Source organism: Bifidobacterium choladohabitans (assembly GCF_016102005.1).
GTDB lineage: Bacteria > Actinomycetota > Actinomycetes > Actinomycetales > Bifidobacteriaceae > Bombiscardovia > Bombiscardovia choladohabitans.
Window position 1 is genome coordinate 233960 of sequence record NZ_JACFPL010000001.1, and the last position, 26505, is coordinate 260464.

Annotated in this window: 25 protein-coding genes; 10 read left to right on the forward strand and 15 right to left on the reverse strand. The window is 58.5% G+C overall.

Features of this window, described 5'->3' with window-relative positions:
• Window positions 1-27 precede the first annotated feature (27 nt).
• From H3S97_RS00950 to H3S97_RS00960, 3 genes are read left to right on the forward strand one after another with little or no spacing between them, the layout of a single operon-like run.
• Entirely contained in the window at window positions 28-780 is a 753-nt protein-coding gene (locus tag H3S97_RS00950; protein WP_198180217.1) for a helix-turn-helix transcriptional regulator, read from the forward strand.
• Entirely contained in the window at window positions 777-1163 is a 387-nt protein-coding gene (gene fdxA / locus H3S97_RS00955) for a ferredoxin (RefSeq protein ID WP_198180219.1), read from the forward strand. Before H3S97_RS00950 ends, fdxA begins: the two co-directional genes overlap by 4 nt.
• On the forward strand, window positions 1160-1765 hold the full coding sequence (locus tag H3S97_RS00960; RefSeq protein WP_198180221.1) for a DNA-3-methyladenine glycosylase: 606 nt from the start codon (window positions 1160-1162) through the stop codon (window positions 1763-1765). Before fdxA ends, H3S97_RS00960 begins: the two co-directional genes overlap by 4 nt.
• Before the next feature lie 45 nt (window positions 1766-1810).
• Here the strand turns inward: H3S97_RS00960 and H3S97_RS00965 are convergent, their stop codons facing one another.
• From H3S97_RS00965 to H3S97_RS00985, 5 genes are all read right to left on the reverse strand, one after another.
• A complete protein-coding gene (locus H3S97_RS00965) occupies window positions 1811-3058 on the reverse strand; it encodes an MFS transporter (protein WP_198219372.1) in 1248 nt (415 codons plus the stop codon).
• A gap of 54 nt (window positions 3059-3112) precedes the next feature.
• On the reverse strand, window positions 3113-4294 hold the full coding sequence (locus tag H3S97_RS00970; RefSeq protein WP_198187354.1) for an SLC13 family permease: 1182 nt from the start codon (window positions 4292-4294) through the stop codon (window positions 3113-3115).
• A 245-nt stretch (window positions 4295-4539) separates the two neighbouring features.
• Window positions 4540-5988 (reverse strand): uridine transporter UriT, encoded by a 1449-nt coding sequence (uriT, locus tag H3S97_RS00975; RefSeq protein ID WP_456298288.1) that lies wholly within the window; start codon window positions 5986-5988, stop codon window positions 4540-4542.
• 5 nt (window positions 5989-5993) lie between these two features.
• On the reverse strand, window positions 5994-6938 hold the full coding sequence (gene uriH / locus H3S97_RS00980) for a uridine-preferring nucleoside hydrolase UriH (RefSeq protein ID WP_046323844.1): 945 nt from the start codon (window positions 6936-6938) through the stop codon (window positions 5994-5996).
• Between the two features lie 105 nt (window positions 6939-7043).
• The gene (locus H3S97_RS00985) at window positions 7044-9164 is read right to left on the reverse strand and encodes a DUF2075 domain-containing protein (RefSeq protein ID WP_198219373.1); all 2121 of its coding nucleotides are present in this window, start codon (window positions 9162-9164) and stop codon (window positions 7044-7046) included.
• 100 nt (window positions 9165-9264) lie between these two features.
• Here H3S97_RS00985 and H3S97_RS00990 point away from each other — a divergent pair, with 100 nt between their 5' ends.
• Window positions 9265-9597 (forward strand): nucleotide pyrophosphohydrolase, encoded by a 333-nt coding sequence (locus H3S97_RS00990; RefSeq protein ID WP_198177431.1) that lies wholly within the window; start codon window positions 9265-9267, stop codon window positions 9595-9597.
• Window positions 9598-9607: 10 nt separating this feature from the next.
• Here the strand turns inward: H3S97_RS00990 and H3S97_RS00995 are convergent, their stop codons facing one another.
• Window positions 9608-10381 (reverse strand): HAD family hydrolase, encoded by a 774-nt coding sequence (locus tag H3S97_RS00995; protein ID WP_198219374.1) that lies wholly within the window; start codon window positions 10379-10381, stop codon window positions 9608-9610.
• Window positions 10382-10429: 48 nt separating this feature from the next.
• Window positions 10430-10660, reverse strand: coding sequence for a helix-turn-helix domain-containing protein (locus tag H3S97_RS01000; RefSeq protein ID WP_198219649.1), 231 nt, complete (start codon window positions 10658-10660; stop codon window positions 10430-10432).
• 306 nt (window positions 10661-10966) lie between these two features.
• On the opposite strand from H3S97_RS01000, the gene H3S97_RS01005 reads away from it, so the two are divergent.
• Window positions 10967-11218 (forward strand): hypothetical protein, encoded by a 252-nt coding sequence (locus H3S97_RS01005; RefSeq protein ID WP_198219375.1) that lies wholly within the window; start codon window positions 10967-10969, stop codon window positions 11216-11218.
• Between the two features lie 94 nt (window positions 11219-11312).
• Here H3S97_RS01005 and dnaG read toward each other — a convergent pair whose 3' ends face one another.
• From dnaG to H3S97_RS01035, 6 genes are all read right to left on the reverse strand, one after another.
• Entirely contained in the window at window positions 11313-13403 is a 2091-nt protein-coding gene (gene dnaG, locus H3S97_RS01010; protein WP_198219376.1) for a DNA primase, read from the reverse strand.
• A gap of 57 nt (window positions 13404-13460) precedes the next feature.
• Window positions 13461-14744, reverse strand: coding sequence for a deoxyguanosinetriphosphate triphosphohydrolase (locus H3S97_RS01015; RefSeq protein ID WP_198177426.1), 1284 nt, complete (start codon window positions 14742-14744; stop codon window positions 13461-13463).
• 18 nt (window positions 14745-14762) lie between these two features.
• Window positions 14763-15221, reverse strand: a complete 459-nt coding sequence (locus tag H3S97_RS01020; RefSeq protein WP_198177425.1) for an Ohr family peroxiredoxin — start codon at window positions 15219-15221, stop codon at window positions 14763-14765.
• 84 nt (window positions 15222-15305) lie between these two features.
• Window positions 15306-16664 carry an alanine racemase gene (alr, locus tag H3S97_RS01025; RefSeq protein WP_198219377.1) on the reverse strand — a complete coding sequence of 453 codons (1359 nt, stop codon included), beginning with the start codon at window positions 16662-16664 and terminating at the stop codon, window positions 15306-15308.
• Window positions 16665-16706: 42 nt separating this feature from the next.
• Window positions 16707-17342 carry an N-acetyltransferase gene (locus H3S97_RS01030; protein WP_198219378.1) on the reverse strand — a complete coding sequence of 212 codons (636 nt, stop codon included), beginning with the start codon at window positions 17340-17342 and terminating at the stop codon, window positions 16707-16709.
• Window positions 17343-17488: 146 nt separating this feature from the next.
• A complete protein-coding gene (locus H3S97_RS01035; protein WP_198219379.1) occupies window positions 17489-18544 on the reverse strand; it encodes a LacI family DNA-binding transcriptional regulator in 1056 nt (351 codons plus the stop codon).
• Between the two features lie 150 nt (window positions 18545-18694).
• On the opposite strand from H3S97_RS01035, the gene H3S97_RS01040 reads away from it, so the two are divergent.
• The 5 genes from H3S97_RS01040 to H3S97_RS01060 all read left to right on the forward strand — a co-directional run bounded on the left by H3S97_RS01040 (window position 18695) and on the right by H3S97_RS01060 (window position 23829).
• Window positions 18695-19978, forward strand: coding sequence for an enolase C-terminal domain-like protein (locus tag H3S97_RS01040; RefSeq protein WP_198219380.1), 1284 nt, complete (start codon window positions 18695-18697; stop codon window positions 19976-19978).
• An 81-nt stretch (window positions 19979-20059) separates the two neighbouring features.
• Window positions 20060-20851, forward strand: a complete 792-nt coding sequence (locus H3S97_RS01045) for an SDR family oxidoreductase (protein WP_045924701.1) — start codon at window positions 20060-20062, stop codon at window positions 20849-20851.
• Between the two features lie 8 nt (window positions 20852-20859).
• On the forward strand, window positions 20860-22128 hold the full coding sequence (locus H3S97_RS01050) for an MFS transporter (RefSeq protein WP_045935611.1): 1269 nt from the start codon (window positions 20860-20862) through the stop codon (window positions 22126-22128).
• A 1-nt stretch (window position 22129) separates the two neighbouring features.
• On the forward strand, window positions 22130-22927 hold the full coding sequence (locus H3S97_RS01055; protein WP_198219381.1) for an amidohydrolase family protein: 798 nt from the start codon (window positions 22130-22132) through the stop codon (window positions 22925-22927).
• 2 nt (window positions 22928-22929) lie between these two features.
• The gene (locus tag H3S97_RS01060) at window positions 22930-23829 is read left to right on the forward strand and encodes a dihydrodipicolinate synthase family protein (protein ID WP_198219382.1); all 900 of its coding nucleotides are present in this window, start codon (window positions 22930-22932) and stop codon (window positions 23827-23829) included.
• Between the two features lie 78 nt (window positions 23830-23907).
• Here H3S97_RS01060 and H3S97_RS01065 read toward each other — a convergent pair whose 3' ends face one another.
• The gene (locus tag H3S97_RS01065; RefSeq protein WP_029678668.1) at window positions 23908-24390 is read right to left on the reverse strand and encodes an S-ribosylhomocysteine lyase; all 483 of its coding nucleotides are present in this window, start codon (window positions 24388-24390) and stop codon (window positions 23908-23910) included.
• Between the two features lie 78 nt (window positions 24391-24468).
• Entirely contained in the window at window positions 24469-26472 is a 2004-nt protein-coding gene (locus H3S97_RS01070) for a RecQ family ATP-dependent DNA helicase (protein ID WP_198219383.1), read from the reverse strand.
• Window positions 26473-26505 lie beyond the last annotated feature (33 nt).

Genomic DNA, 26505 nt, shown 5'->3' on the forward strand with positions numbered 1-26505 from the left:
AAATTTGATAGTTATACAATTTAATCGATGAGTCAGGAAATTCAAGCCCGTAAACAACTGGTCCAAGCCCACGGCAAGCGCAGAAGCGGTGAGGAGATCCGCTCCGCAATCTTGGATTATCTGCATATGGCGGCCGAACAGACCGGCACAGGTCTGACCGCACAGCAGATCGGAGCTGCCTTTGGCATCCATCCGACGACCGCTCGTTTCCATCTTGAACATCTGGTCGAACAGGGCGAAGCAGTCCGCCGGAGAAACGACAGCGATGGTCAATCAGCCGGACGGGGCAGACCGCCTGTCATCTACTCCCCCACATCCACAAACCACACCCAGGAGGATATGATCTCCTCGCTCTGCATGGCTCTGGAAACCGCCTGCCCCGATACTGGCAGTAGGGATAGGGCTGCACTGAAAGCAGGTCAGGCCTGGGGCCGTGCCCTGGCCAGACAAAGCAGGGGGAATGCAAAAAAGGGTGTGTCATCGAGCATGAAGCAGACACTGTTGAACACTTTGGCCACCCTGGGGTTTGCTCCGGTTACGGCAGAACCGGATTCAGCGAGTCTGTATCTGACCTCATGCCCCTTCTTGGACAGCGTCAACGCCCATCCCATTATCTGCACAATCCATCTGGGTATGGTCCAAGGAATCGTGGAGGGCAGCAGCAAGGCGGCCAAGGATCAAAAGGCCCGTGTATTGCTGAAACCCCTGTCATCGCCAAAAGGATGCTTCTTGAAAGTAGCGAAAGTGGACAACAAACCAAGGAGGAAAGTAAAGCAATGACCTACGTGATTGCCCAGCCCTGCGTGGACGTCAAGGACAAGGCCTGCGTGGACGAATGCCCGGTGGATTGCATCTACGAGGGCCCCAGGAATCTATACATCAACCCCAACGAATGCATCGACTGCGGCGCCTGTGAGCCGGTCTGCCCCGTGGAGGCGATCTTCTACGAAGAGGACCTGCCAGAGGAATGGACCTGGTTCAAGGATGCCTCCGAAGACTTCTTTGCCCAGGTCGGTGATGCCGGCGGCGCCCAGGCCCGGGGACCCTATGATCACGACCATCCACAGGTCGCCGCCCTGCCCCACCAGGATAACTTCGTCTGCATCCAGGCGGAATCACGCGGCCAGCGCGCGGTCTGGGTACGCAAGGACCAAACGGAATGAAGGCCGGTTCAAGCCAGGACGGTCACCTGGTCTTCCCTGACTTTTTGGACCGCCCTGTGGATCAGGCCGCCCGGATGCTTCTGGGCTGCCTGATCATCCGGGACTACGAGTCGGAAGGTGAACAGGCCAGGGTTCGGATCGTGGAAACCGAGGCCTACGATCAGAATGATCCGGCCAGCCATGCCTATCGCGGGCGATCGGCCCGCAACGATGCCCTTTTCGGCCCCAGCGGACACATGTACGTCTACTTTACCTATGGAATGCACTACTGCATGAACGTCTCCTGTCAGGAGGACGGATTCGGCGCCGGGGTACTGATTCGAGCCTGCCAGCCAGTGCAGGGTCTGGATCTTCTACGCAGCCACAGGCACGGCAGTCACCCGGATCGGGAACTAACCAACGGCCCCGCCAAGCTCTGCCAGGCATTGGACATAGACAAGCGTAACTACGGCCATGACCTCAGGAAACCGCCCATACGCCTGGCAGCCGCAGGGCTGAATCAGGACGAGACCATCACGGCAACCCCGCGAATAGGCATCTCCCATGCCAAAGAGACCCTACGACGGTTCGTCATCACCGGTAACCGCTACCTGTCGCGATGAAAGGACGGAATCCTATACTTCTGATTTCTACAGCCTAAAAGGTGGCTATTGCTCAATGTAGCGGGATTCAACACAGCTCTGGAAGCGGACAAGCGAGAGAATGACAGCAGCCAGCAGAGCGATGATCAGCATGCCTATGAAACTGCCTGTTACCGGATCCAGACCAAACACTGATGAAAAAGCCTTGAAGGCCCAGGTGGATGCCGTAAAACCGAGGCTGGTGGTGGCCGAAAAGATTCCCATTACCAGTGGATAGCGCTTGCGTGGAGTCAGATTGGACAGGAGGAAGGGGCAGGTAGCCATATTGATGGCACTGCCCGAACCAACCAAAAAGGCCGATAAACAAACCAGCGGGAAGGAGCGGGTGGTCAGGAAGAGCAGGGCACCCAGGGCCATCAGAAGGAAGGCGACCGGAATGGTCCATTGTCGACAAATCCGCTTGATGGCGTTGATGCTAAGCCCGATGACGACCGAGGAACCCGTGTTGAACATCAGGGCCACCCCGGCTGCGCTGGTGCCGCCCAGACCGTACTTGGCTATGTAGACCGCGAGCTTGTTGTACAGGACCGCGACCAGGAAAATGCTCAGAAACCCGATGAGAATACAGGAAATTGTAGCCCACCAGCATTGTCCTCTTTTCTGGGAGCACGATGCCTTAGAACCTACGGCCTTTTCCGACTCCTCCTCGACGGCACCGACACCGGGGACCATGAAGATGACCAAGACCAGGGCAGGCAAGGCCAGGAAATAGAGCCAATAGTTGTGCAGCCATCCTCCCTTGGCCAGAACACCACCCAGAGCAAAAACCAGCATGGAAGAGCCATCCTGAACAGCCAAGACCAGCCCCATCAGCGCCGCCAACTTCTTCCCGCGGAAGAACCTGGCCGACAGACTGGGGAGAACAGTAGTGGCGATACCTACGCCGAACCCGACGACCAGAGCGAACAGGAGCAGCTGGCTTACGCTGCTGTGCACGAAAAGGGGCATCAAGCCACCCAGTGCGACACACAGGCAGCTGATGCAGCCGGCGGTTCTGAAACTCATTCTGGTCAAGAGCTGACCGAATAAAAGGGCGGAAACTATGGCAGCCGAAGAGCCGATGGAAACCACCGACTCAACGGTGGAAGGATCAGCATGAGGAAAGGATGCCTGAATGGCCGCTACGGAAGGGGAGATAATGGAGTCAAACCGCGACATGACGGCCAAGGCCATGATTCCGACCAGAACCCCAAGATTCCGTCTGGCCAATACCCCTGTGTCCTTGGACTTAGACGTGCCTTGGGCCGGTTCCATCGTTCTTGCCTCCTTCTCAATATCAGCGGCACCATTTGGTTGATGGAGGGCAGTCTACTCCAGCAGCAGAGCCATGCCAACCAAAACAACCAGGAAAAGCATATTAAGTGATGTATAGATCTTCAGATAATCGCCCTTCCTGTCAGGATACTGCTTGACTACAGCCTTGTAGGAGATCAGCGAGGCCATTGAAGCGACCAGGGTTCCGAGCCCGCCCAGGTTGGTGCCCAGAATGATCGAGCGCCAGGCTGTCGAAAAACCTGAGACCAGGAGGGCTGTGGGCACATTGCTGATGACCTGGCTGCACAGGACCGAGGTAATCAGAGGGTGGATATTGACCAGACCACTGACCAGATTATAAAACTGGGGAATCCTTCTGGCATTGCCGATGAAAATGAAGAAAGCCACGAAGGTCAGCAGCAGTCCCCAATCCACATGAAGATAGACCCGCCTGTCGCAGATCAGAAAGGTCACCGCTACCACCAGGACCATGGCCCACTGGGGAATCAGCTTGGCCACACCCAGCAGGCAAACAAGGAAAAGGAATAGATAGAGGGTGATGCGCCATCCGCTGGACCGCTGCATCTCCTTCACCTGAGGCTGTATCCCCTCCTCCCTGGGTGCTAGTATGCTGCGGCGAATCTGCTGCGGATCCATCCCCTCGAACTTGTTCAGATGCTGATTCCTGAAGGCGAACCAGCAGCACAGGAAGAGCATCAGGGCTGCAGCCAGGGCGTAAGGGGCCATGAGGAGCAGGAATTCACCAGTAGGCATCTCGGAGCGGGCCTTGAGATATAAGTTGTGAGCGTTGCCGATGGGGGTCAGCATGCTGCCTACATTGGCACCCAGGGTCATCAGGGTGACGATCAGCAGGGCATGGTTTTCCAGACCAGCCATGATGAGAACAGCGATGGCAAAAGGCACGAAAGTAACCAGGGCCACATCATTCGTGATGAACATACTGGAGAAGAAAGGCAGAGAAACCAGGACCAAGGCCAGGCCCCGCACCGAGCGGACACGACTCAGCAGGCCGGCTCCGATGGCATGGAAGACCCCGATGCGCTGAAATCCGCAAACCACCATCATCAGGGATCCCAGCTGGGTGAGGGTATTGACGTGGATGTAACCCAGATATTGCCGGTCGGGAGGAATGAGGATGCAGGATACGAGAGCGATGACTGCAGCGACGACCAGGACGGTCTCGTTTTTCAGCAGTCCGATCACCCGATGTTGCATGGTCACCTCCGGCGAACGAATTCCTCACTTAGTTTACGCGCCGGCCCATGGCTTACAGGACCTCTCCTGGCGCTATTTTCCGCTGCTGAGCCTACGGTCGGAACACTTGCGAGCTACTGGCTGCTAGCCTGTCCCGCCCCGACTTTTGCCCTTGGTCGGATACGCATAAAGTCGGATGCCCGTAAAGCATGGAAAGGGGACCCGCGGATAGGTTGTATTCGCAGGGCCCCCATCAGTTGTCAATATTACTTGTCGTCCATTCGTTCCGGATCGGGGATCAGATAGGACAGAGCCAGGGCAATCAGCACCAGCACGCCGCCGCCGATCATGGCCGCCACATAGCCGGTACGGGCTCCACCGGAAGCCGCCAAGCCGCTCATGAATGCATAGAGGACCGCATAGCTCAGGCCTGAGCCCAGGTTGAAGGCTCCGGCGTTGAGTCCCGGCAGATACCCGGTGTTGTCCGAAGGAGACAGAACCACGCCCAGCCCGTTGAGCATGATGTTGGCCGTCCCCGCATAGGAAACGCCCAGGATCAGGGAGAGGAGCACCAGGCTCCAGATGCTGGGCACCAGGCATACGTAGATGCCGAAGACCAGTCCCAGCACGCTGACCAGCTGACCCACCCTCAGAACCTTGAGGTAGCCGAAGCGCGAGGCCAGCATCCCGGCAACCGGGCCAAAGACCAGGCCAACCAGGGCGTATGGAGTCAGCGTCGCGAAGGAGACGATACTGGCCTTCAAGCCGACGCCGACCTCGCCATCCTGAGCAAGCGCCGGAACGATCCCGTTCATGATGGCGAAGACGCCGACCATGGTGGTCAGAGTCGTCAGCAGAAGGCCCCAGGTGCGCCGCTGCTTGAGGTAGGTGGTGGTGACCATGGGTGCCGACGTGGTGCTCTCGACTTTCCAGAAAATCATGAAGAAGACCGCAGCCACCAGGATCTCGACGATCACCAGGATCCAGCGCGCCTGGGCCAACTTCTCGACCTCATTGATGGCCAAGTAGGCCGCCAGGAAGGCGATGCAGAGGAAGACCACACCGGCCCAGTCCATGCGGGGACGATCGTCTGCATAGCTCTCACGGGCGAAGAGGGCCACCAGGAGTACGGCGATCACGGCGATGGCCACCATGAACCAGAAGACCGAGCGGAAGCCAAAGGTGCCGGCCAGCCAACCGCCCAGGATGGCATCCACGCCGCCGATGCCGCCGTTGACCGCCGTCAAAATGGCCATAAGCTTGGCGTATCGGGCCTCATCGGTCACCTCTGCATGCAGCATGATCAGGGTCATGGGCACGACCGGACCGGCAACCCCCTGAATGACGCGCCCAATCATGAGCACCGTCACATTGGGAGCCAAAGCGGAGACCACGCATCCCAGCGCCGTAAGGCTCAGCATGCCCAGCAGTACTTTCTTGCGGCCGGCCAGATCGCCCAGCCGAGGCAGGAAGAGGGAGAAGACCGCACAGGAGGTGAAGAACACCGTCTGGGTCAGACCGATGCTGGAGCTGCTGGCATTGAGCTCGGTCCCCATGGTCGTCAGGGCCGGCGACAGCATGGAGGCGTTGAGCTGGAAGGCGAAGACGGCAGCCATCAGGGCCGTCATCAAGGCGACGATGGAAGAGCCTGAGCCGCCACCGGTCGTGGCAGCGGGCTTGTCGGTCTTGGAAGCGTTTGTGTTCGAAGCCTTCATCGATCTCATCCAATCGCGGTGATGGCCTTGACCACCAGGTCCCAGAATCCCTGGAAGTCCAGCTTGACGGCCACCTGGGTGTGGCAGTCCTCGGCAGAGGGCTCCGGGCCGCGCAGATCGGCCACGGTCATCCCGCAGGTCAGGTCCCCGCGCAGCTCCACATCGACCGGACAACGACGGGTGCTCACAATAGAGGGGTCGATCAGGTAGGCCACAGTGCAGGGATCATGTACCGGCGGATCAACGAAGTCCTGGTTGTCCTGGTAGGACTTGCGGAAGAAGTCCATCAGCCCGCTGACGAAATGGGCCAGATCGGTGCCGATGCCCTCGATGCGCTGCTGGACCTCCGGGGTGCACAGGGCCTGATGGGTCAGATCCAGCCCAACCATGGTGACTGGCCAGGGCTCGTTGAAGACGATATGCGCGGCCTCGGGATCCACCTTTATGTTGAATTCGGCGACAGCACTCCAGTTGCCAACATGGTAACCGCCACCCATGAGCACGACCTCGCGGACGCGGTCGACAATGCGGGGCTCCTTGCGGACAGCCATGGCGATGTTGGTCAGGGGCCCGGTGGGGACCAGTGTCACTGTGCCGGGCTCCTCGCGCATGATGGTTTCGATAATCCAATCGACTGCATGGCCGGGATCCAGGGGCCGGGTAGGCTCAGGCAGCTCGACACCGTCCAGGCCGGTCTGGCCATGAATGGAAGCGGCCACCTCCTGAGGACGCACCAACGGCCTATCACATCCGGCATGGACTGGCACCTGGCGCGCATGAGCCTTTTCCAACACGGCTCTTGCGTTGTAAGTAACCTTGTCCAGACTCTGGTTGCCGCCAACCGTAGTCACTCCGATCAGGTCGATCCGCGGATCGCCTACCGCCAGAAGGATAGCCACCGCATCGTCATGACCTGGATCACAGTCCAGGATGATCTTGCGCGTCGTCATATACTCGCCTACACCTTTCTCATGAATATGTCCTGGGCCATTGACTATGGCCCAGGACATGATACCGCTGATTGGCATTCAATCGATGTAGGCGCGTTAGACCGGTCAGTCCCGGACCTGGGCGAACCCACCCACTGCCCAGGCCAGTCGGTTCCGAAGCTCGGGATCCACCGCGAATAGCCCCAATCCGTGCACCCCTCGTTTGAGCAGCACATTGAACTCGTGCCGAAGATTATCCACAGGATTCATCTCCGGCTCCGACCGCTGATTGGTCGCCAATGTATTGCAACTGAGCTTCGGTTCGAATTCGACCTTTCCATTCCTGTAAGTGACCGAGGGCCCGATGATGACCCCCGCATAGTTGAGGTCAAAACCTTGGATGGTGAAGATGGAACCCACCTCATCAATGGTGAAGGGCAACTCGGCCCAGGCGATCCGGTGATTCGCAGCAGAGTTTCCTTGTGCCTCATACAGTTCGTAATTCCAGGGCATGGCGAATACACCATCGCCGTCCCGACCCTCTTCGGCCCACACCCACCGGCCTGAATCCTCTTGCCGCAGTACAACCTGCCAGTGTCTGGAGGGATTCTGTGGATCCGGGTGATTCCTGCTGCTGTAAGGCCAGTCATAGGTGGCCAGAAGTCGGCAGAGGCCCAAGGAGCCCTCGCCCCTTTGCTCCTGGTCCTTTTGACGGATGAGCTTCCTCAAATCCTTAGGCGAATCAAAAACCTTGATCTCGTAAGTATGCTCCCAGGGATCCGGACGCAGTGGACCGATGACGCCATCCTTGGCTGTCATCCGATCCAGCCAGGCGCATGTTGCGGGATCAGCCTGAATGCGCATCTGTTGATCCAAGCGAACATGACTGACTTGGAAGGTATCCTCGCGTACATGCTGACCGTCCCTTGACCTTTCGCGGATGAGCATGGGGCGCGAGAAGGTCTTGTCATGTTCGGAACCCGTCAATCCCAGAAGCCGACTTTCCTGGGCATCCACGAACTGGGATCCGCGCAAGACCTGTTCCGGGTCGAAGACCACGATGGCTACTTTTGCCCGCCGCAGAATGTCATAGAGCTGGTTGCCTCCGGAGTAGCTCTGCGACCCTTGCGTCAGCAGCAGGTGCGCCTCGTCAATCAGCACCACATCCGCCTGAGCGTCGACGCTATTCATGGGGTCCGCCGCCCTGCCTGTAGACCGACCATTTCGATTGGTGTGCTTGCTGAACCGGTTGATGAACTGGACAGCGCCAACCACGCACTGGCCGCGTTTCTTTTGCAGTCCCAGCTTCAGAGCCATTTGATTGTATACATTAGCCTGCTCGGCCTGGTTGACAATGATGTAGGAACGCTGCCTGGCGTTTGCCGAACGGTTATCGTCCTTGCCGTTCAAATTCCCGTAGATGCCATATCTGGCACATATCTGATAGAAGAGATGGCTGAGCAAAACAGTCTTGCCCGTCCCTGACATGCCTTGAACAACAATGACCTGGGTACGTGCCTTGTCATTGATTCGAACCGGGCCTATGGATTCTGTCATCGAGTGGAAACCCTCGTCACGGTTTTGAATAATGACCGACTCCAGCACATGCAGAACAGCCTCTTCAGCCCGCCGTTGTTCGTCGGTGAGTTTGCGGAAGGGCGAGGCCTTGAACAGGGCAGAGTCCAGGATGGCCTTCTCTTCCGGGAACAGATCGGGCTCCATTTCGTGCAGGGTCTGCCAGGCCTTGGAAAAGATGCTGTCGAACTCATCGCTGGTGTAATACATATCCTGAGCGTTGGTTCTACGGTTCATAACCAGCTTGACCGCGTCTACGCTCTGCATATACCCCATCAACCGATTTTCCATATCCAGCGTCAGGGACTTATTGAAGTGGCGATCACCGATGATGTACTGGCAGACCCTGTCCTGATGATTGCGCATGAATCGCACCAGGCGTTCCCAATCCGTTCGTGTACGTGGATCCAGCTCGATGTGCTGCCTGGTTCGAGAACGGATGTCGTTGGTCTCACCGACGTAAACCACATAAGGTGGCCCACCGCCATGCTTTTTGCTGCTGTCCCTTTCGTCGGCAGAGACAATATATACAGTGGGATAGCGCAGGAACAGCTCCTCAAGCAGCCTCCCCTCCAACTTACTGCCCTGACTGCCAACAGCTTTCGCCTGCTTGTACTCAGCGATGGCCTTGGAAAAATCCTCATCTCTGAAATCGCCATAAGGCAGCGTCATCACCACAGGCTGCGGCGCGCTTGATGAATCCATGGTTTTCACTATGCCACGAACCCACACCAATCTGATGGCAGGAGGGCCGACTGATAGGCTCGAAATCATGATCAGCAAGGAAACGGAAACAGCGGTGATGGATTTTGTGCACGAGCGCGACTGGGATCAATTCCACACGCCCGCCAACCTGGCCAAATCAATCTGCATCGAAGCCGCCGAGCTCTTGGAATGCTATCAGTGGGGGGATGATCCCAGGGACGGAGATGAAGGCCACGTTACCGACGAACTGGCTGACGTGCTCACCTATTGCATCCAGCTGGCAGATCGGCTGGATCTGGATATGGATCGAATCATCTTGGACAAACTGCAAAGGACGGCCGACAGATATCCGGTGGCAACCTCGCGTGGCTCCAGCCGAAAATACCGACCGCTGCAGTAGGCGGATCGATTCAGCAAGTCTGCGCAGCCGGCAACCCCGATTGCCCGAGTCGCTTGGCGATCAGTGCGGACAGATCATCCAAGGTGACTCCAACATAGCTATCTATGGAAGCGAACTGAGGGCCCGATGAGGTGTCGACCGGGTTGGTGCCGGTATAGGCTACAGTGGTGGCTCCTGATGCCACAGCCGAGGTGATACCGGTCAAGGTATCTTCGAAAGCCAGGCAGGATACCATCAAATCAGGGCTCTTGATGCCCACCAGACCGGCTGCATGCAGATAGGGGGCAGGATCGGGCTTCTGGGCCAGCCCATCATCCCCGCAAACATAGTCGGCAAAAGCCCCCTTGGGCGCCTTGGCGACCACAGCCTGAGCCATGCGGCGTGGCGAAGTAGTGACCAGAATCGAGGGGATGCCAGCCTCAACCAGGTCTGTCAGGATGGCACGAACCCCTTCAATCCATGGCATGCGAAGCTCCTCCATGGCGATCACTCCATCAATCAGCAGATCTGGAATCTGATCCTCAGGAAGGTCAAGACCACGATCGCGCATCACCCTTGCCACTTTGGTCAGGGGTCTGCCGGAAACCTGCCAACCCATGTCAGCATTCCAGTCCCCCCCATGCTCGCGCACCAGATCGACCTCCGCCTGATGCCAGTAGGGCTCTGAATCGATCAGGGTTCCGTCCATGTCCCAAAAGACCGCGAGCGGTCGGCGACTCACAGCAGACCGGGCTTTGTCAGTCGACCCGGCACGACTTTCCTTTATTTGATGCTCCATGTTCATGCATTCACCCTATCGGCAGGGCTTGTCTTGACAATGGTGCCACCCAAATTACTTGGCATGAAGATCAGGCCACGGATCAGGCAACAGCTCATCCAGACTTACATTAAGCACTTGGGCAACTGCCATGATGTTGATCAAACTGGGATTGGCTGGACTCCCGGGTCGCGACTGGCCATGCTCCAACTGTTGGTATGCGAACCGGGAAAGGTTGGCATTGTAGGCGACGAACTCTTGGCTGTAGTGCAGAGCCGTCCTTCTGCGTTGTATGTTCATGCCCATTATTACGGCGTATTCCGCCCATCCACTCGGTACTTGAGAATGTGCCACAAAGCCAAGATAGAGACCAGAGACAAATTGTCATGCCTTACCGGTAATACTATATCAGTAAGGCATTACTGGTTATTTAAACGAGAGACGAATACCGTGCTCTGTCTTACACCAAAATTGGGTCTGACGTAGTTCAAGCTACTGCCCTTCTTCCTTGTAGCCTACGGAACCACATCGGTCTTCATCAATAGTCTGAATTACTCCACCTCATTCGAGAGGAACTCAACAGCCAACATAGATCTGCTGGCATTCTTCAACATGCTGCCGGCCCTGCTTATAGCTGTAGTTGGATACGGGTATTTCTTCGTCACTGGAGTCAACGGCCTGTTCGGTAACAACACACAGATACCGGACTGGATGCTGACACCCTTGGTCCCGCTGGCCGTCATGCCTCTGGTGACCCGGGCGATCTACCGTCACACCAGAAAACCCTATCTGGGTGGCATCATTACCGCGATCATTGTCACCGTGATGACCTGCATCAACTCACAGATATCATTCCCCGCCTGACGGGGAGACCACACCTAACCTAAGTCCTTCCTGCCCCTGTCTACAAGCAAAACTTCGACAAGGACAGGGAGGACCAACTTATTCGACCACCAGTTCACTCGGCGTTGCCGAAGACCTGGTTGCGCAATTCGTTGCGCTGGGTCTCGTACTGGGTGAGCTGACCAAGAAGGTCGAACTTCTCCTGACCGTCAGGCAACTGATTCATCCGGTGCCTGGCCGAGGCAATCAGCCGCATGTATGTGGCGTCCAGCAGTCTTGCCAGCAGCTCGGAGGCATACTGACGCTCCTCCGGGCTAGGCTGCTTCAGCTGAACATCCGCGTCCTCGGAGCCCGCGCCCTGATTGTCCCCCTTATCACCTTTCTTGGAGCCCGGCCCTGTGCCCCTCTGCCTATCCTCCTGCTTATCCAAATTCAGCGGCAAGGGCATGACGGCCAGCTCGTTGATGGCCGACTCCAGCATGGGCCCGCCTGCCTTGGTCAAATTATGCATCCACAGTCCCTGGGGCGTCTTCCTGTCGGGCAGCCCCCCGGCGGCCTGCACAGCCCGATAGAGCGAGCGGAAGATCGGAACCTCGAAACTGTCCGGACTCAGCTGGCCGAAGGCATCCGACCCGACCGCTCTGGGAATCTGTATAAGCACGCCCATGAACTGCTGCTCGCAGATGAAGACAGAATCATCGATGTGATGATAGCCCTGTCGGAGGGCATCCTCACGCTGTACCCTGCGGCGTCGCATGGCATCGTCACTGCCATGGCCCGCGCGACCCTCCGATTCGCCCGCACCGCGGTGAGGAGTGCGGACCGCATAAGCATCCTGGTCCTTCACATGCAGCTTGCGACGGGCCCTGTGGACCTCCTGGCGCAGCAGATCCAGATCCACGCCGATTTTTCTGGCGGTCTTGCGGGTATAGGCCCCCACCAGGGAGCGATCCCTGATCTGGGCCAGGATGGGTGCAACGGCCTTGACCGCACCCATCTGTCCGGTGGTGTACTGGGTATCGAACATGGCCACGGCGGTGTCGATGACGAAGTCGTACAGCGGTCGGGCATGCTCCACCAGGGATCGCACGGCCTCATCGCCATATTGGATGCGCAGATCACAGGGATCCAGATTCTCCCGGGCCACCGCCACGAAGGTCTGCGTCAGAAAGCTCCCGTCAAGGCCGAAGGCGTGCAGGGCGGCCTTCTGTCCGGCTGCATCCCCGTCGAAGGTGAAGACCACCCGGGAGCCTTGGACCGGCCCCACCAGCTGGATGGCGCCAAGGGCGTCGTCGGAGATGAGCCGGCGGACGATCTTGGCATGGTCCTCGCCGAATGCGGTACCGCAGGTGGCTACAGCCGTGTCGACGCCGGCAAGGTGGCAGGCCATGACGTCGGTGTAACCCTCAACGATGACCACCTGCCGCTTTTTGACGATGGCGTCCTTGGCCAGATCGATGCCGTAGAGCACCTGGTTCTTGCGGTAGAGCTGGGTGTCAGGCGTGTTGATGTACTTGGCGTTGATGCCGTCGTCCTCGTAGAGCTTGCGAGCGCCGAAGCCCAGGGTCCGGCCCGTGGAATCCCTGATGGGCCAGGTGACCCTGCCCCGAAAGTAGTCGTAGACTCCCCGCTGCCCCTGCCTGGCCAGTCCGGCATCCAGCATCTCCTGCTGGGTGAAACCCTTGGTGGACAGGTGGCGAACCAGGTTGTCCCATCCGCGTGGGGCGTATCCGCAGCCGAAATGGGCGCTGTCAGCCTGGGAGAAGGTCCTGCCCGCCAAGAGCTTTCGCGCCGCCAGCGCCTCCTTGCTCATGATCTGCGAGACGAAAAACCGCTGGGCCTCCTCGTTGGCCTCCAGCAACCGGGAACGTTTGGACCCGCGACGCTTGTCCTGACGGGAGTTTTCGTAATGCAGCTCGATCTGGTACTTGTCAGCCAGGATCTCGACGGCATCGCCGAACTCGACGTTCTCCTCCTGCTCAACATAGGTGAAGACATCGCCGCCCAGACCGCAACCGAAGCAGTGCCAGACCCCCATGGAAGGACGCACCGAGAAGGAGGGCGACTTCTCGTCATGGAAAGGGCACAGGCCCATGTAAGTGCCGGAACCGGAGGGCTTCAGGGTCACGCTTTCGGATACGATCTCATACAAATCGGCCTTGGCTCTGACCTTCTCGATGTCTTCCTTCTTGATCATTCCGGACATGACACCCAGCCTACCGGGCCAGGGCGATGTGTTGCGCCCGGCATAAATGCCGCTGGCCTAGGGGCAGACCAGGGAATGCAGGGCCAGCGCCGAACCGTCGGTCAGGGAGGCCACCTGGTCGATGGCCACCCTCAGACGCTCCGCATCCGAACCCGCCTGGCGCCAATCCTCCAGGAAGACATCCTCCAAGGCATCAGAGGGGGCTGGCGAGTCGGCCATCATCACCTCGACCAGGTCGGTCACGATTTTCAGCTGCTCAGCGTGGAAGGGCTCCTTCTCACGAGGAGCCATGACGAAGTAGACAGCGATCCCCTTCAAGGCCACAATCTCATAGGAGGTCCGGGGAGGAATGACCAGCCCCGCCGAGTACCTGGTCAGAGGACCTTGGCCGTGGCGGCTTCGGGTGGCCTCCTCCACAGAGTCGGCAAAGCGGCCAATCAGATAGCTGGTTGTGTTCTTCAAAGTAGCCAGGGCCCGGCGTGAACCATCGAAGCCCGTCGGCAACATGCCACGGACAGCCTCCAGGGCTCGGACCAACTGGTCGGCATCCCAGCGGTCGCCATACCAGGATCGGGCGGCCCGGACCACGCCATCGATGATTCGAGGCTCAGCCAGTCGCTCAGGCATGAAGGAGCCGACTACGATGGCATCCTCCACGTCGTGGACGCTGTAGGCGATGTCATCAGCCAGGTCCATGACCTGGCACTCCATAGGCGTGCTGGCCTGAGGCGCCCCCTGCTTAAGCCAATGGAAGACCTCCCGGTCGTCGGGATAGACGCAGAACTTGGCGGTCCTCTCCCCCTTGGGATGAGCCGAGGCCTCGGCCAGGGTCCAGGGATATTTGACCGCAGCGTCCAGGGCGGCCCTGGTCAGGTTGACTCCTGCTGAACGTCCGTCCGGATGGAAGACCTTGGGCTCCAGTCTGGTCAGCAGTCGGAGGGTCTGCGCATTGCCCTCGAACCCCCCAATATCCGAGGCCAGCGAGGACAGGGCACGTTCGCCGTTGTGGCCAAAGGGCGGATGACCCAGGTCATGGGCCAGACAGGCGCAGTCCACCACATCGGGGTCGCAGCCCAGCATGGTCCCAATCTGCCGACCGATCTGGGCCACCTCCAAAGTATGGGTCAGCCGTGTGCGGGCAAAGTCGTCAGTGCCGGCGACCAGGATCTGCGTCTTGGCCCCCAACCTACGGAGCGCCGAAGAATGGACCAGACGCGCCCGATCCCGTTCGAAGGGAGTCCTGCCGCTGGTCTTTGGAGGCTCTGGAGCCCACCGTTCCTGATCCCGGGCGGAGTAGCCCTCGGCCAGCAGGCGGGATCCGCCCTCCTCGTCAGTGCCCATCAGGCCCGTCCGCTCCGTTCAGTCCAGATTGTCCACGACCACCACTTCAGTGGGCACATTGCCCGCCGTGGCCTTGGAGTAGGGGCAGAGTTCCTGGGTGCGTTCCACCAGGCGGGTGGCCAGATCACGATCGACGCCGGGCAGGCAGACCTCGATCAGAGCCTTGATACCGAAGGACTCGCCTTGGTCGCCAAGGGAGATATGGGTACGTACCCTGCTCTGGGCCAGCTTGGTGGCCGGCACGCGCAACTCCTTGCCGGCCAGTCCCATGGCTCCCTGGAAGCAGGCGCCCCAACCGATGGCGAAGAGCTGCTCGGGGTTGGTGCCTTGGCCCTTGCCCCCCATGGCCTTGGGTGTGTCCAGGTCCAGGGAGAGATCGGGCTCGTGGCTGTCCGCATGGCCCTCACGGCCACCGGTGATGTCAGCTACGGCTGTGTATGAGATATTGCTTGGTTCATTTCCTGAATATGTAGTCATAACCTCATCTCACCACTTATATTGCCCCTTGACAAGGCCCCAAGCCTGGGTTCGACCTGTGATAGTGGTCTCAAAATCGTGGTCTCAAAGAATCGATTCAGGGGCAATCAGGTGCAGGTCGGAGGGGTTGACCACATCATGCACGCCCAGGTAGAGCCGTGGAATCCTACTACGCAGGCAAGTGAAGACCTCATAGCTGATGGTGTCGGCGGCCCGGGCCCAGTCATCAGCAGTTGGCTCAGCCCGATCCTCCCCCTGGCCTGGCCCAAAGAGAACAACGGTATCGCCCTCGCGCACTCCCAAGTCAGAGGCCATGCCTTCTAGATCAAGTACACACTGGTCCATGCAGACCCTGCCAGCGACGCGAACCAACCTGGGCCCTTGAAGAGTCATCAGACGGACGGGGCCGCCCAAGTGCTCTCGGCCTATAGCACCCTCCCGGTCGAAGCCCGAGGCTGACCGATGGATTCCGTCGGCGTAGCCCAGGGGCATGATGGCCGTGCTTGTCGGCTGCTGTGTCAGATAGGTGCGTCCATAGGATACGCCATGACCGGCCGGCATGTCCTTGACGGTGCCCAGCTGGGCCTGAAGGGTCATTGCCGGACGCAGACCATAATCGGCCGAAACCCCCATGGAGGGATCGGGCTCGTATCCATACAGGCCGATGCCCGGACGGGTCAGGTCGTAACGTATCCCGGGACGGGTGAGTGTGGCAGCGGTATTGGCCAAATGCCGGATTTCGGGTTTCATACCTGCGGCCGTCATCCTATCGGAGAACTCCTCGAAGAGGGCGATTTGCTCGTCAGTGGACGACACGAACTCGTCCACGCCAGGCATGTCGGCCACCGCCAGGTGGCTGAAAAGCCCCACAGGCTCCAACAGACCCTGGGCGGCCAGACGGGAGAGCTCGCGCAGGGCATCCCCGAAGGTTTCGGGAGTAAAACCGTTGCGTCCGAAGCCGGTGTCCACCTTGATGTGGACGCGGGCAGGCCTGCCGACCTGATCTGCCGCCTGCGCCGCCATGTCCATGGTCTTCAGGGAACCAACACCCAGGTCGATGTCAGCCTGAATCAGCTGATCGAAGGGGGCGCGATCCCCGTTGAACATCCAAGACAGAATCCGGGAACGGTCGGGGCCGATGCCTGCACGACGCAGACGCAGGGCCTCGCTGGACTGGGCCGTGCCCAGCCAGGTGGCCCCGCCAGCCAGTGCAGCCAGGGCAACAGGGATGAGCCCATGGCCGTAAGCATCGGCCTTGACCACACCCATGACTGCAGCACCGGGGTTCGTGGAATGAACCAGCTTAACCAGGGTGGCCATATTGGCCTTCAAGGTCCGCAAGTCCACGATGATCTGCCCAGGATAGGCCCGAAGAGCTTGCTCGTAATGCCGCTGGCCCTCGGGCCCGGAGAACTGCCATGCCGGTGCTGCACTCAAAGTCATGGCTCCATTGTGCGACGCCGCTGCGACGGTCGGCACCCGCCCTCAGACGGCGATCAGGCGCCTGGCGGCTCTTTCGCGCTCAGCCAGGTCAAGGGGCCGATCGTGCCGCTGGTAGGCCACCCGCACGTTCTCGATCTCCTTGTTCTCAGGCATGATGATGTTGCCGCAGCGAGTGAAGCCATGGGTCTCCAGGATGTGCTGCATGGCATAGTTCTTCAGTCCCGTGTCGGCGCGGATATTCTCGTACCGGCGCATGCTCCAGTCAAGCAGGTCCCCGGCCGCGTGACGCCCCAGTCCCGAGGCAGCCACCCGATGGATGGTGGTATAGGGCCGGTCGTCAAGCCAGCTGCCATCAATGACCTTATAATCGGGTTCCGGGTCATGGAAGAGGGCGAAGACGCCGATGATGCGCTCGTGACTGCCCTTGTGCTCGTCCAACTCAGGTTCAGGGTAGACGGGATCCTCAGGGATTTGATCCATACCAGCTGCATCGTCAACCAAGAGCATGGTGTGACCCCCGGCGATGTCCTCGCGGATGCGTTCGGGCAGGGGGTACTTGTCCCCCCACTGACGGGGGTTGCCGGTCTCGGCCATCCGCTTTCTGGCGTAGGCGTAGACGGGCATGATCGCCTCAAAGTCGTCCATGGTGGCATGACGGATCCAACGTGCAGTTTCCATCGCGTACCTGCTCACTGTGGCTACCTCTTTCTCGACCGGTGCGGCAGGGGCAAAACCCGCCCCCGCGATTGCCGAAGTACGAGTGTATCCATCAGGAAGCTGTCACGAAGTGAGTACGCATTGAGCGAATCGGGGAATAGTTTGGGCTATTGTGCGGTCTCTTGAACCCGACTTTCCGAGCGCAGATGACGGGCACGGGTCAGATTGACCACGCTGTGTCGGCTGACCAGTCGAGTTGGCATGACCACATGCCGCTGGAACTCCTTGCCTTGGCGTGCATCAAGAATCATTCCCACCGCCATCCTGGCCATCAAATCAAATGGCTGGTCCACCGTGGTAAGTGAAGGCATCAGATAAGAGGATGGATAGACGTTGTCGAATCCGACCACAGACAGGTCCCGCCCGGGCTCCAGTCCACGTTCGCGCGCTGCTCTGTAGATATTGACGGCTGTCAAGTCGTTGCATGCCAGAATCGCAGTCGGACGATGAGCACGGTCCAGCAGATCACAGGCAGCTTGGTACCCTCTGTCAGGCAGATAGTCTCCCTGCTGAACCATACCCGACGGCAGGCTGGCACCGATGGCTGCCAGTGCTGCTCGGTATCCTGCAAGTCTGGCTTGCGCGGATTGCACATTCGCCGGTCCAGCGATGACGCCTATGCACCGGTGTCCGGCATCCAGAAGACATTTGGCCGCTTGGTATCCGCCAGTCCAATTGTCGAGCGTTATGCTCATGTCCTCATCGCTGACCAAGTCCACCGGATCGACCGCCACCAAGGGGATACCCCTTGCTTTGAGCACGTTCTTGCCCTCCTGGTCTATGGAGGACATCTGAGTGATCACACCCAGCGGGTTTCGATCAATGATCCCCCTCAGACATTCCTCGGCACGCCGCTGGTGGTCAGTCTGTGTCACCGTCAGAGCCAGACCGGCATCCAAAGCCCACTTTGAGGCATAGCGTATCATCTCGATGGTGCCATTGTTGGCGATATAATCCACCACAAGTTCAATGGTCTGGGCGATTTTGGTACTGACGAGCGGATGCGCATAGCCCTGATCGGCTAAAGCCTTTTCGACTCTCCGACGGGTTTTTGCCGCCACACCCGGTCGACCGTTAATCACCTTGGAGACGGTCGACGCTGAGATGCCGAGCTGCTCGGCTATAGCGCCGACGTGCGGATTGCCGGGTTCCTGTCTGGCCATGTGCATCCTTTCCATTACCCACTTATCGTAACCAACGAAGCTGCAATAGTACCCACGCTGGATTTAGAATTTTTATATTCTTAATTTTCAAATTTCTATTTCTGCGCCTATACTGACGTATACGTTCACAAGATTGGCAAAGGAGCCACGATGAGTACTATCACTGCGGTGAAAACGTATGACTTTCGTTTTCCCACTTCTCTGACCCTGTCAGGATCGGATGCCATGAACAAGGACCCCGACTATTCAGCCGCCTATGTGGAAATACACACCTCGGCTGACGACGGGATCAAAGGCTGTGGTTTGGTCTTCACCATCGGACGAGGCAACGATGTTGTTTGCAGAGCCATAGATTCCATAGGAGAGACTCTGCATGGCCTAGAGGTTGAACGTCTGCTGGACAGCATGGGTCTGGCCTGGGACCTATTGGTCCATGACTCACAGCTGCGCTGGCTGGGGCCCGAAAAGGGAGTCGAGCACATGGCCATTGGCGCACTGCTGAGCGCCCTTTGGGACATGAAAGCCAAAAGGGCGAGAAAACCCTTGTGGTTGCTGCTGGCTGAAATGGATCCTGAGGATCTTGTCAGCACATTGGACTTTCGATATCTGTCTGACGCCCTGCGCCCCGAGGAGGCCATAGACATCCTCAAGGATGGGCAATCCGGCAAGCAGGAGCGCATCGAGGACATTCGCCAGCACGGGTACCCCGGTTATTCGACAGCACCAGGCTGGCTTGGCTATAGCGACGAAAAAATGGTGGAGATCGCTAAACGGGAGACGCAGGAAAAGGGCTTTAAGCAGATCAAGCTCAAGGTGGGCCAGAACCTCGATGATGACATACGCCGCCTGGGACTGGCCAGGGATGCCATCGGTCCCGACGTCCGCCTGGCCGTCGACGCTAATCAGGTCTGGGATGTCCCGCAAGCCATTGATTGGATCAACCATTTCCATGACTTCGACCTGGCATGGGTCGAAGAGCCCACCAGCCCCGACGACATCATCGGCCACGCAACCATTGCCAGGGCCATCAATCCCATCCCCGTGGCAACCGGCGAACAGATGCAGAACCGCATCATGTTCAAGCAATTCCTGCAGGCTAACGCCTTCGGCATCATGCAGATCGACGCCACCAGAGTGGCAGGCCCCCAGGAGATAGTTCTGGAATACCTTCTGGCTCGCAAGTTCCACAAGATAGTCTGCCCCCACGCCGGCGGGGTCGGATTGTGCGAGATGGTCTGCCACTTCGCCATGTTCGACTACGCAGCCGTCTCCTGCACCACACAGGGCCGAATGATCGAATACGTAGACAACCAGCACGAATATTTCGTGAACCCCGTGCGTATCAGCCAAGGCATGTATCAGGCACCGACCGCTCCCGGCAATGGGGCTGAAATGACCGTGGAGACTGCACAGCGCTACCTCCATCAGAAGTGACCTCGGGCCACCTCAATCAAAATCCGGTCCAATCACTGGACCTCTAACAAATCATCCATCCATATAGACAAAGGAGTTCTCATGGATTTGCATCTCAAGAACAAGGTATTCATCATCACCGGTGGCTTCAAGGGCATCGGCAGGGGCATAACCCTACAACTGGCCCAGGAGGGCGCCATAACCGCAGTCATAGACCGTGACGAGTCAGCCAGGGACCAGTTCTGCAAAGACATCGAGGCCTATACCGATACCTACCGGACCTTCATTTTGGATCTGAATGACACCGACGGCATAGCCCCCATTGTGGAGCAGGTACACAAGGAATTCGGCCATATCGATGGCATAGTCAACAACGCTGGAGTCAACGACAACAAAGCTTTGGAAACCACTGACTGGCGGGAGTTCGAGCGTTCCGTACACGGCAATCTCACCCACTACTACGAGCTCATGCATGCCTCTTGTGCCTACCTCAAGGAAAGCCACGGATCCGTCATCAACATCACCTCCAAAACCGCCGTGACCGGTCAGGGCAAGACCAGCGCCTACGCGGCAGCCAAGGGCGGAGTTCTGGGCCTGACCAGAGAATGGGCTGCGGCCTTGGTGCACGATGACGTACGAGTGAACGCCATCGTGGTCTCGGAATGCTGGACCCCGCTCTATGCCGACTGGATCAAGACCTTTGGCGATGAAAAGGCCCAGCAGGCCCGTCTCTCAGTCATCACAGACAAGATTCCTCTGGAACATCGCATGACCACACCCGAGGAGATCGGGAACACCGCCACTTTCCTGCTCTCTGATCGCGCATCACACACCACCGGCCAATGGGTGTTCGTCGATGGCGGATACGTCCACCTGGACCGGGCACTGAATTGAGCTCTGCCATGGAAAATACAAATACACGAAACAAGGGCGGGTCCAAGGCCACTGTCGCCATAACCCTGGTCATCGGACTCTTCTTCATCTGGGGATTGACCATGAATCTGGTCAACGCCCTCAACAGCCCATTCAGCAACTACATGGAGCTGAACAGCACCCAGGCATCGCTGCTGCAGGTGGCCTACTACGGAGCCTACTTCGTCATGGCCATCCCAGCAGGAATCATCTCCAAGCGCTTCGGCTACAAGGGCGGGGTCATTTCCGGACTGATACTGTTCGCGGTTGGAGCATTCATCGTGGTGCCAGCCACAAATATGGCCAGCTACGGACTCTTCTTATTCGCCATGTTCGTGGTAGCGCTGGGAGCCTCCTCGCTGGAGACCAACTGCAACCCTTATGTCACCAAGCTGGGCGACGAAAAAGGCGAATCCTTCAGACTCAATCTGGCACAGAGCTTCAACGGCGTCGGCAACGTGGTAGGGCCTCTGATTTTGGGCAGAGTCCTGTCCAAAACCCTGACCCCAAAAGAGCCGGGCTTTGAGCAAGCCAAGGTCAAGTTCCTGTCTGATACCAGAATGATCTATATCGTCATCGGCATCGTCCTGCTGCTGGTGTTAGCTGTCTTCATCGTCTTCAAACTGCCAACACCGCCCGGCGATGACGAGCAGGAGGGGGAAACTGGCACCGGTTCCGGCACCTCAAGTCTGTTGAAACGCCCTTACTTCGTACTGGGCGTGATTGCCGAGTTCATTTTTATCGGCTTGCAGGTGGCAGGCATGGCCATGTTCTCCGCTTATGCCCTCAAACACTGGGGCGCCGGCATCACCGCCGGTCTGGCTGCCACACTGTTGGCCTTGCTGTCGCTACTGTTCACCCTTGGGCGGTTCCTGACCACTCCGTTAATGACCAAATTCGATGCCGGCAAGATACTGGGCATCTACATGTGCATCACAGCCGTGCTGATGGTTCTGGTATTCCTAGGTCTGGGACGATTCTCGGTCATTTGCTTCCTGGTTGCCTATCTGTTCATATCAATCGGCTACCCCACCATCTTCTCGCTGACGCTCAAGGGCATCAGGGGCAACGATGCCAAGACCGGCTCTTCGGCGCTGGTCATGAGTATTGTCGGAGCAGCCCTGATCCCGCTGCTGCTGGGTGCCATTCAGGATGCCATGGGCATCGAAATCGCCATGCTGGTGACCGTGCCCGGATTCCTCTACATCGCCTGGTATGCCTTCCGTGGGTGCCGCATAGGTCTTAAGCAGGGAGCCTGACATGACACGACAACTACAGGTCATCGATGCTCACTTCCATATGTGGGATCTTGAGCGGCAGCATCTGCCTTGGCTGGACGGAATGCCCTTACTGAACCGAAGCTTTCCCCTTCATGAGCTCGAAAACGAGTACGAGCAGCTGGGAGCGGAATTTCTGGGCGGAGTCTATGTGGAAGTAGACTCGGATGACCCCCTGTTAGAGGACCGCTTGGTCTATGAGAACAATGACCCCAAAATCCTTGCCCGAATGCTCCGAGCCCAGGTAGGGCCCTATATGAGAGTGCCCATCAACGCTACGGGCATCAGAGAGCCACTGCATACTGACTCTGCCCCTCGCGGCCGTTGCATGGAACCCTCCTTCATCGCTGGGCTCCGCGCCATGGCTGATAAGGGCCTGCCCTTTGAGCTATGCAACCGGGGGGTAGAACTGCCGGACATGGCTCAGGCTTTCTCTCAGGTTCCTTCCCTGACTGTCATCATGGACCATCTGGGCAACATGCCCGACTTGTCGCCGGCCTGCAGAAAGGCCATGCAGGCCATGGCGGCCCTGCCGCATTGCTATATCAAGGTGTCAGGCGACTTGCCGGTCGATCGCGATATCGTCGCCTTCGTCAGAGACACATTTCCCCCGGATAGGATCCTCTATGCCTCCAACTGGCCGGTCGTCACCGTGCACTCCTCACTCAGGGAACACTGGCAACTGATGCTGGACATCTTTGGCCCTGATGAGGACTTCTTCAAGCACAATGCCATGAGGGCCTATGGGATCGATGCCGATATGCTTACTGTGAAAGGGTGAACATGAGCACATCATCAGCCAAATTCGAGGGAATATTCTGCCCATCGATAACCGTCAGCGACGATCAAGGAGTCATCGACACCGACCTGTGGGGACGACATCTGGACCATCTGATCCAGGCTGGCATTAATGGGGTGCTCCTGTTCGGAAGCATCGGCGAGTTCTATGCCTATGATCTCCAAGAGAAGCGCTCAGCCCTGCAATTCGCCGTCGACCATATACGGGGGCGCATGAAAGTATTCGTCGGAGTAGGCGACACTGACATGGACCGGGTTATGGATCTGACCAAGTTTGCTGGACAAATCGGCGCCGATGCCGTGGTGGCTGTCAGTCCCTATTATTTCGGTCCTTCGGAACCGACCGCTTACCGATATTTCATCAGCATCGCCCAGGCCTCGGCTGTACCGGTGATCCTCTACAACTTCCCTGCTCGTACAGGTAACGACTGCTCACCGGAGTTGGTCGCGAGACTGGCTCAGGAATGTCCAAACATCGTTGGCATCAAAGACACGGTGGACACAATCAGCCACACACGTCGGGTCGTATCAGCAGTCAGACGTGTCAGCCCTGAGTTCTCGGTGTTCTCTGGATTCGACGAATACTATATGGTCAACCGCATTTGCGGAGGCAACGGTGTTTTATCGGGCCTGACCAACGTGGAGCCGGAAACCTTCGTTGCCATGCATCGGGCCTATCAAGAGGGCGATTACCGGACTGCGCTAGACAAGGCCCGACGCATCAACCACTTGATGGCAATTTACGACACTGCGGATTTGTTCGTATCGGCCATCAAGGGAGCCGTGCGACTGCAGGGTCTGCCCATCAGCACACGCATCCGCGAACCTGCCATGCAGATTGATGACGACCAGATGAAACAGATCGAAACCATACTGCGTAGTTGAGCTTTCGTCTCTTCATTGAACCGGGCTTAAGGAAGGGAACCCACCCTTCCTCAGGCCCGGTTGTTTGTCTGTCAGCGCTCAGACCAGCTTGCGCTCGTAAGGATCGGAGCTGATGCCGGCAGCGACGATGTCACGGCTCCACTGCTTGGCCGAGAAGAGCGAATGGTCGCGGTAGTTGCCGCATGAGGTGATCTCGGTGCCGGGTACGTCGTCCCAGGTGGCCTTTTCGGCGATGAACTCCAGCGACTCCTTCAGTGCCTTGGCCACATCCTCGGTTGAATGACGGCCCCAGGCGAGCAGGTGGAAGCCCGTCCGGCAACCGAAGGGAGAGCAGTCGATGTAGCCGGGGATGCGCTCGCGCAGGAGCACGGCGATGGTGTGCTCGATGGTGTGCAGGCCTGCAGTTGGAATGGCGTTCTGGTTGGGCTGGACCAGGCGCAGATCATAGTTGGAGATGATGTCTCCCTGGGGACCCTTTTCCTCGTCGATCAGACGAACGTAGGGCGCCTTGACCTTGGTGTGATCCAGCTGGAAGCTCTCTACAATAGGTTTGTCAGCCATTGTTATTTCCTTTCCTGTCGGGCGCCCGGTATGAAAGGCAACCTTGATGAAGTCATGTATATCTCATGGTAGGCCGACCTACCTATCAGATCCGGCGGCACCCATGACCACATTCACTGCTTTTCTGGCCGAGAACTCTGAGATGACCCCCATGAACTGGGGCCCATACTGCTCCAGCTTGTGCTGCCCCACTCCGTTGACAGCCAGGAAGGTCGCATCATCGACGGGCCGAAGGCGACACATATTTCGCAGTGCCTTGTCGGAGAAGACGATGTAGGGAGGCTTGCCGATCTTGCGGGCTATGCTGGTCCGCAGATCGCGCAGCTTCTGGAAAAGTTCCTCATCCTCTGGGCTGGCATCGCTTGCACCGGCCTGGTCGAGACCATCATCGTCGTTTGTTGAAGAGGATCTGCCGCCGAAGACCTTGCCCGAGGCACGTGGTCGTTCCGTCCGCTTGATTTCGTAGTGAAAGTCCGGACTGACCGTCTGCGCGGCCTTGGGCCCGAAATGGACCATGGGCAGCCGTCCTTCGGTGATATACAGATACCCGTCCGAGGCCATCTGGTTGAGCACGTCGCGAATCCGCGCCTCTGGAACCTGGGCCAGAGCGCCATAGCTGGGGCACCTATCCAGCCCGCGCCGAAGAAGGTCCTGCGAGCGCGAACCCCGAAGGATCTGGGCGATCTTGCCGGAGCCGAACCCCTGGTTCACATCATGCACACACCTGCTGATGGCACGGGCCACGTCGCTGACGTCGATGGTCGTGAAGGTGCTCAGACAGTTGGAACAGTTCTGACAGCCGCCGCTGCCCGTGTCGGGATGCCCGACCGGGACTGATTTGCCCTTGTCGGCCTCGGCAGGCGAAAGACCCGCGGCAGCCTGGTCCACCTCCTCACCGAAGTACCGCAGCATGTACTGGTGAAGGCAGCCGGTGGTCCTGCAGTAGCCGATCATGACGTTGAGCAGACGCCGGTGTTCGGCCCTGACCGCTTCGGCCTGCTCACCGGTCAGTCTGTCATTGCCGTTGTCCATGTCCAGCAGGCGCCTGCGGGTGACGATGTCGCTCTCGTTCCACAGCAGTGAGCATCTGGCGGGCTCGCCGTCGCGTCCCGCCCTGCCTGCCTCCTGGTAGTAGGCCTCGATACTCTCAGGCATGTTGTGATGAATGACATAGCGCACATTGGACTTGTCGATGCCCATACCGAAGGCGTTGGTGGCCACGACCACCTGCACCTTGTCGTTGACGAAGTCCCGTTGCGCCTGCTCCCTGTCCTGGGTATCCATGCCAGCGTGATAGCTGACAGCGCTGACACCGGCCTTGGTCAGATCATCCGCCAGGGCTTCGGTCTCCTTGCGGGTGGCGCAGTAAACGATGCCCGAATCGTCTCCATGCTTCAGGGCGTACCGGACCACCCAGCGATTCTTGTATTTGCTCTCCAGCTTGATCACGTCGAAGAAAAGGTTGGGCCTGTCGAATCCCGTCACTGCTACGTAAGGATCGTTCAGACCCAGCATGTATACGATATCGCGCCGGACCTTCTCGGTCGCCGTAGCGGTGAAGGCCGCCACCGTGGGCCGGTTAGGCAGGGACCTGATGAAGTCGCCGATGCCCAAGTAGGCAGGGCGGAAGTCCTGACCCCACTGGGATACGCAGTGGGCTTCATCCACTGCCAGCAGGGAGATTTTCGTATGCTGGGCGAAATCTCTGAACCTGGGGGCATCCAGCCGCTCGGGGGCCACGTAGAGGATCTTGCTGCGTCCCTGGGCAGCCTGAGCCAGGGCCAGGGACTGCTCATCCATATCCTGGGTGGAATTGACGAAGGAAGCCGGGATGCCGGCATCCTCCAGCCCGTCCACCTGGTCCTTCATCAGGGAGACCAAGGGAGAGATGACGATGGTCAGACCGTCCAGGAGGGTGGCAGGAATCTGATAGCAGATGGACTTGCCGGCCCCGGTCGGCATAACACCCAGGCAGTCCCGCCCATTCAGGATGGCCTTGACCAGATCCTCCTGACCCGGGCGAAAGGACTCATATCCGAAATACCGCTTCAGCGCCTGCCCTGCATCCTGGATGTCCACCATGGTTCCCCAGTCTATTGCCCCGGCAGGAGTCAA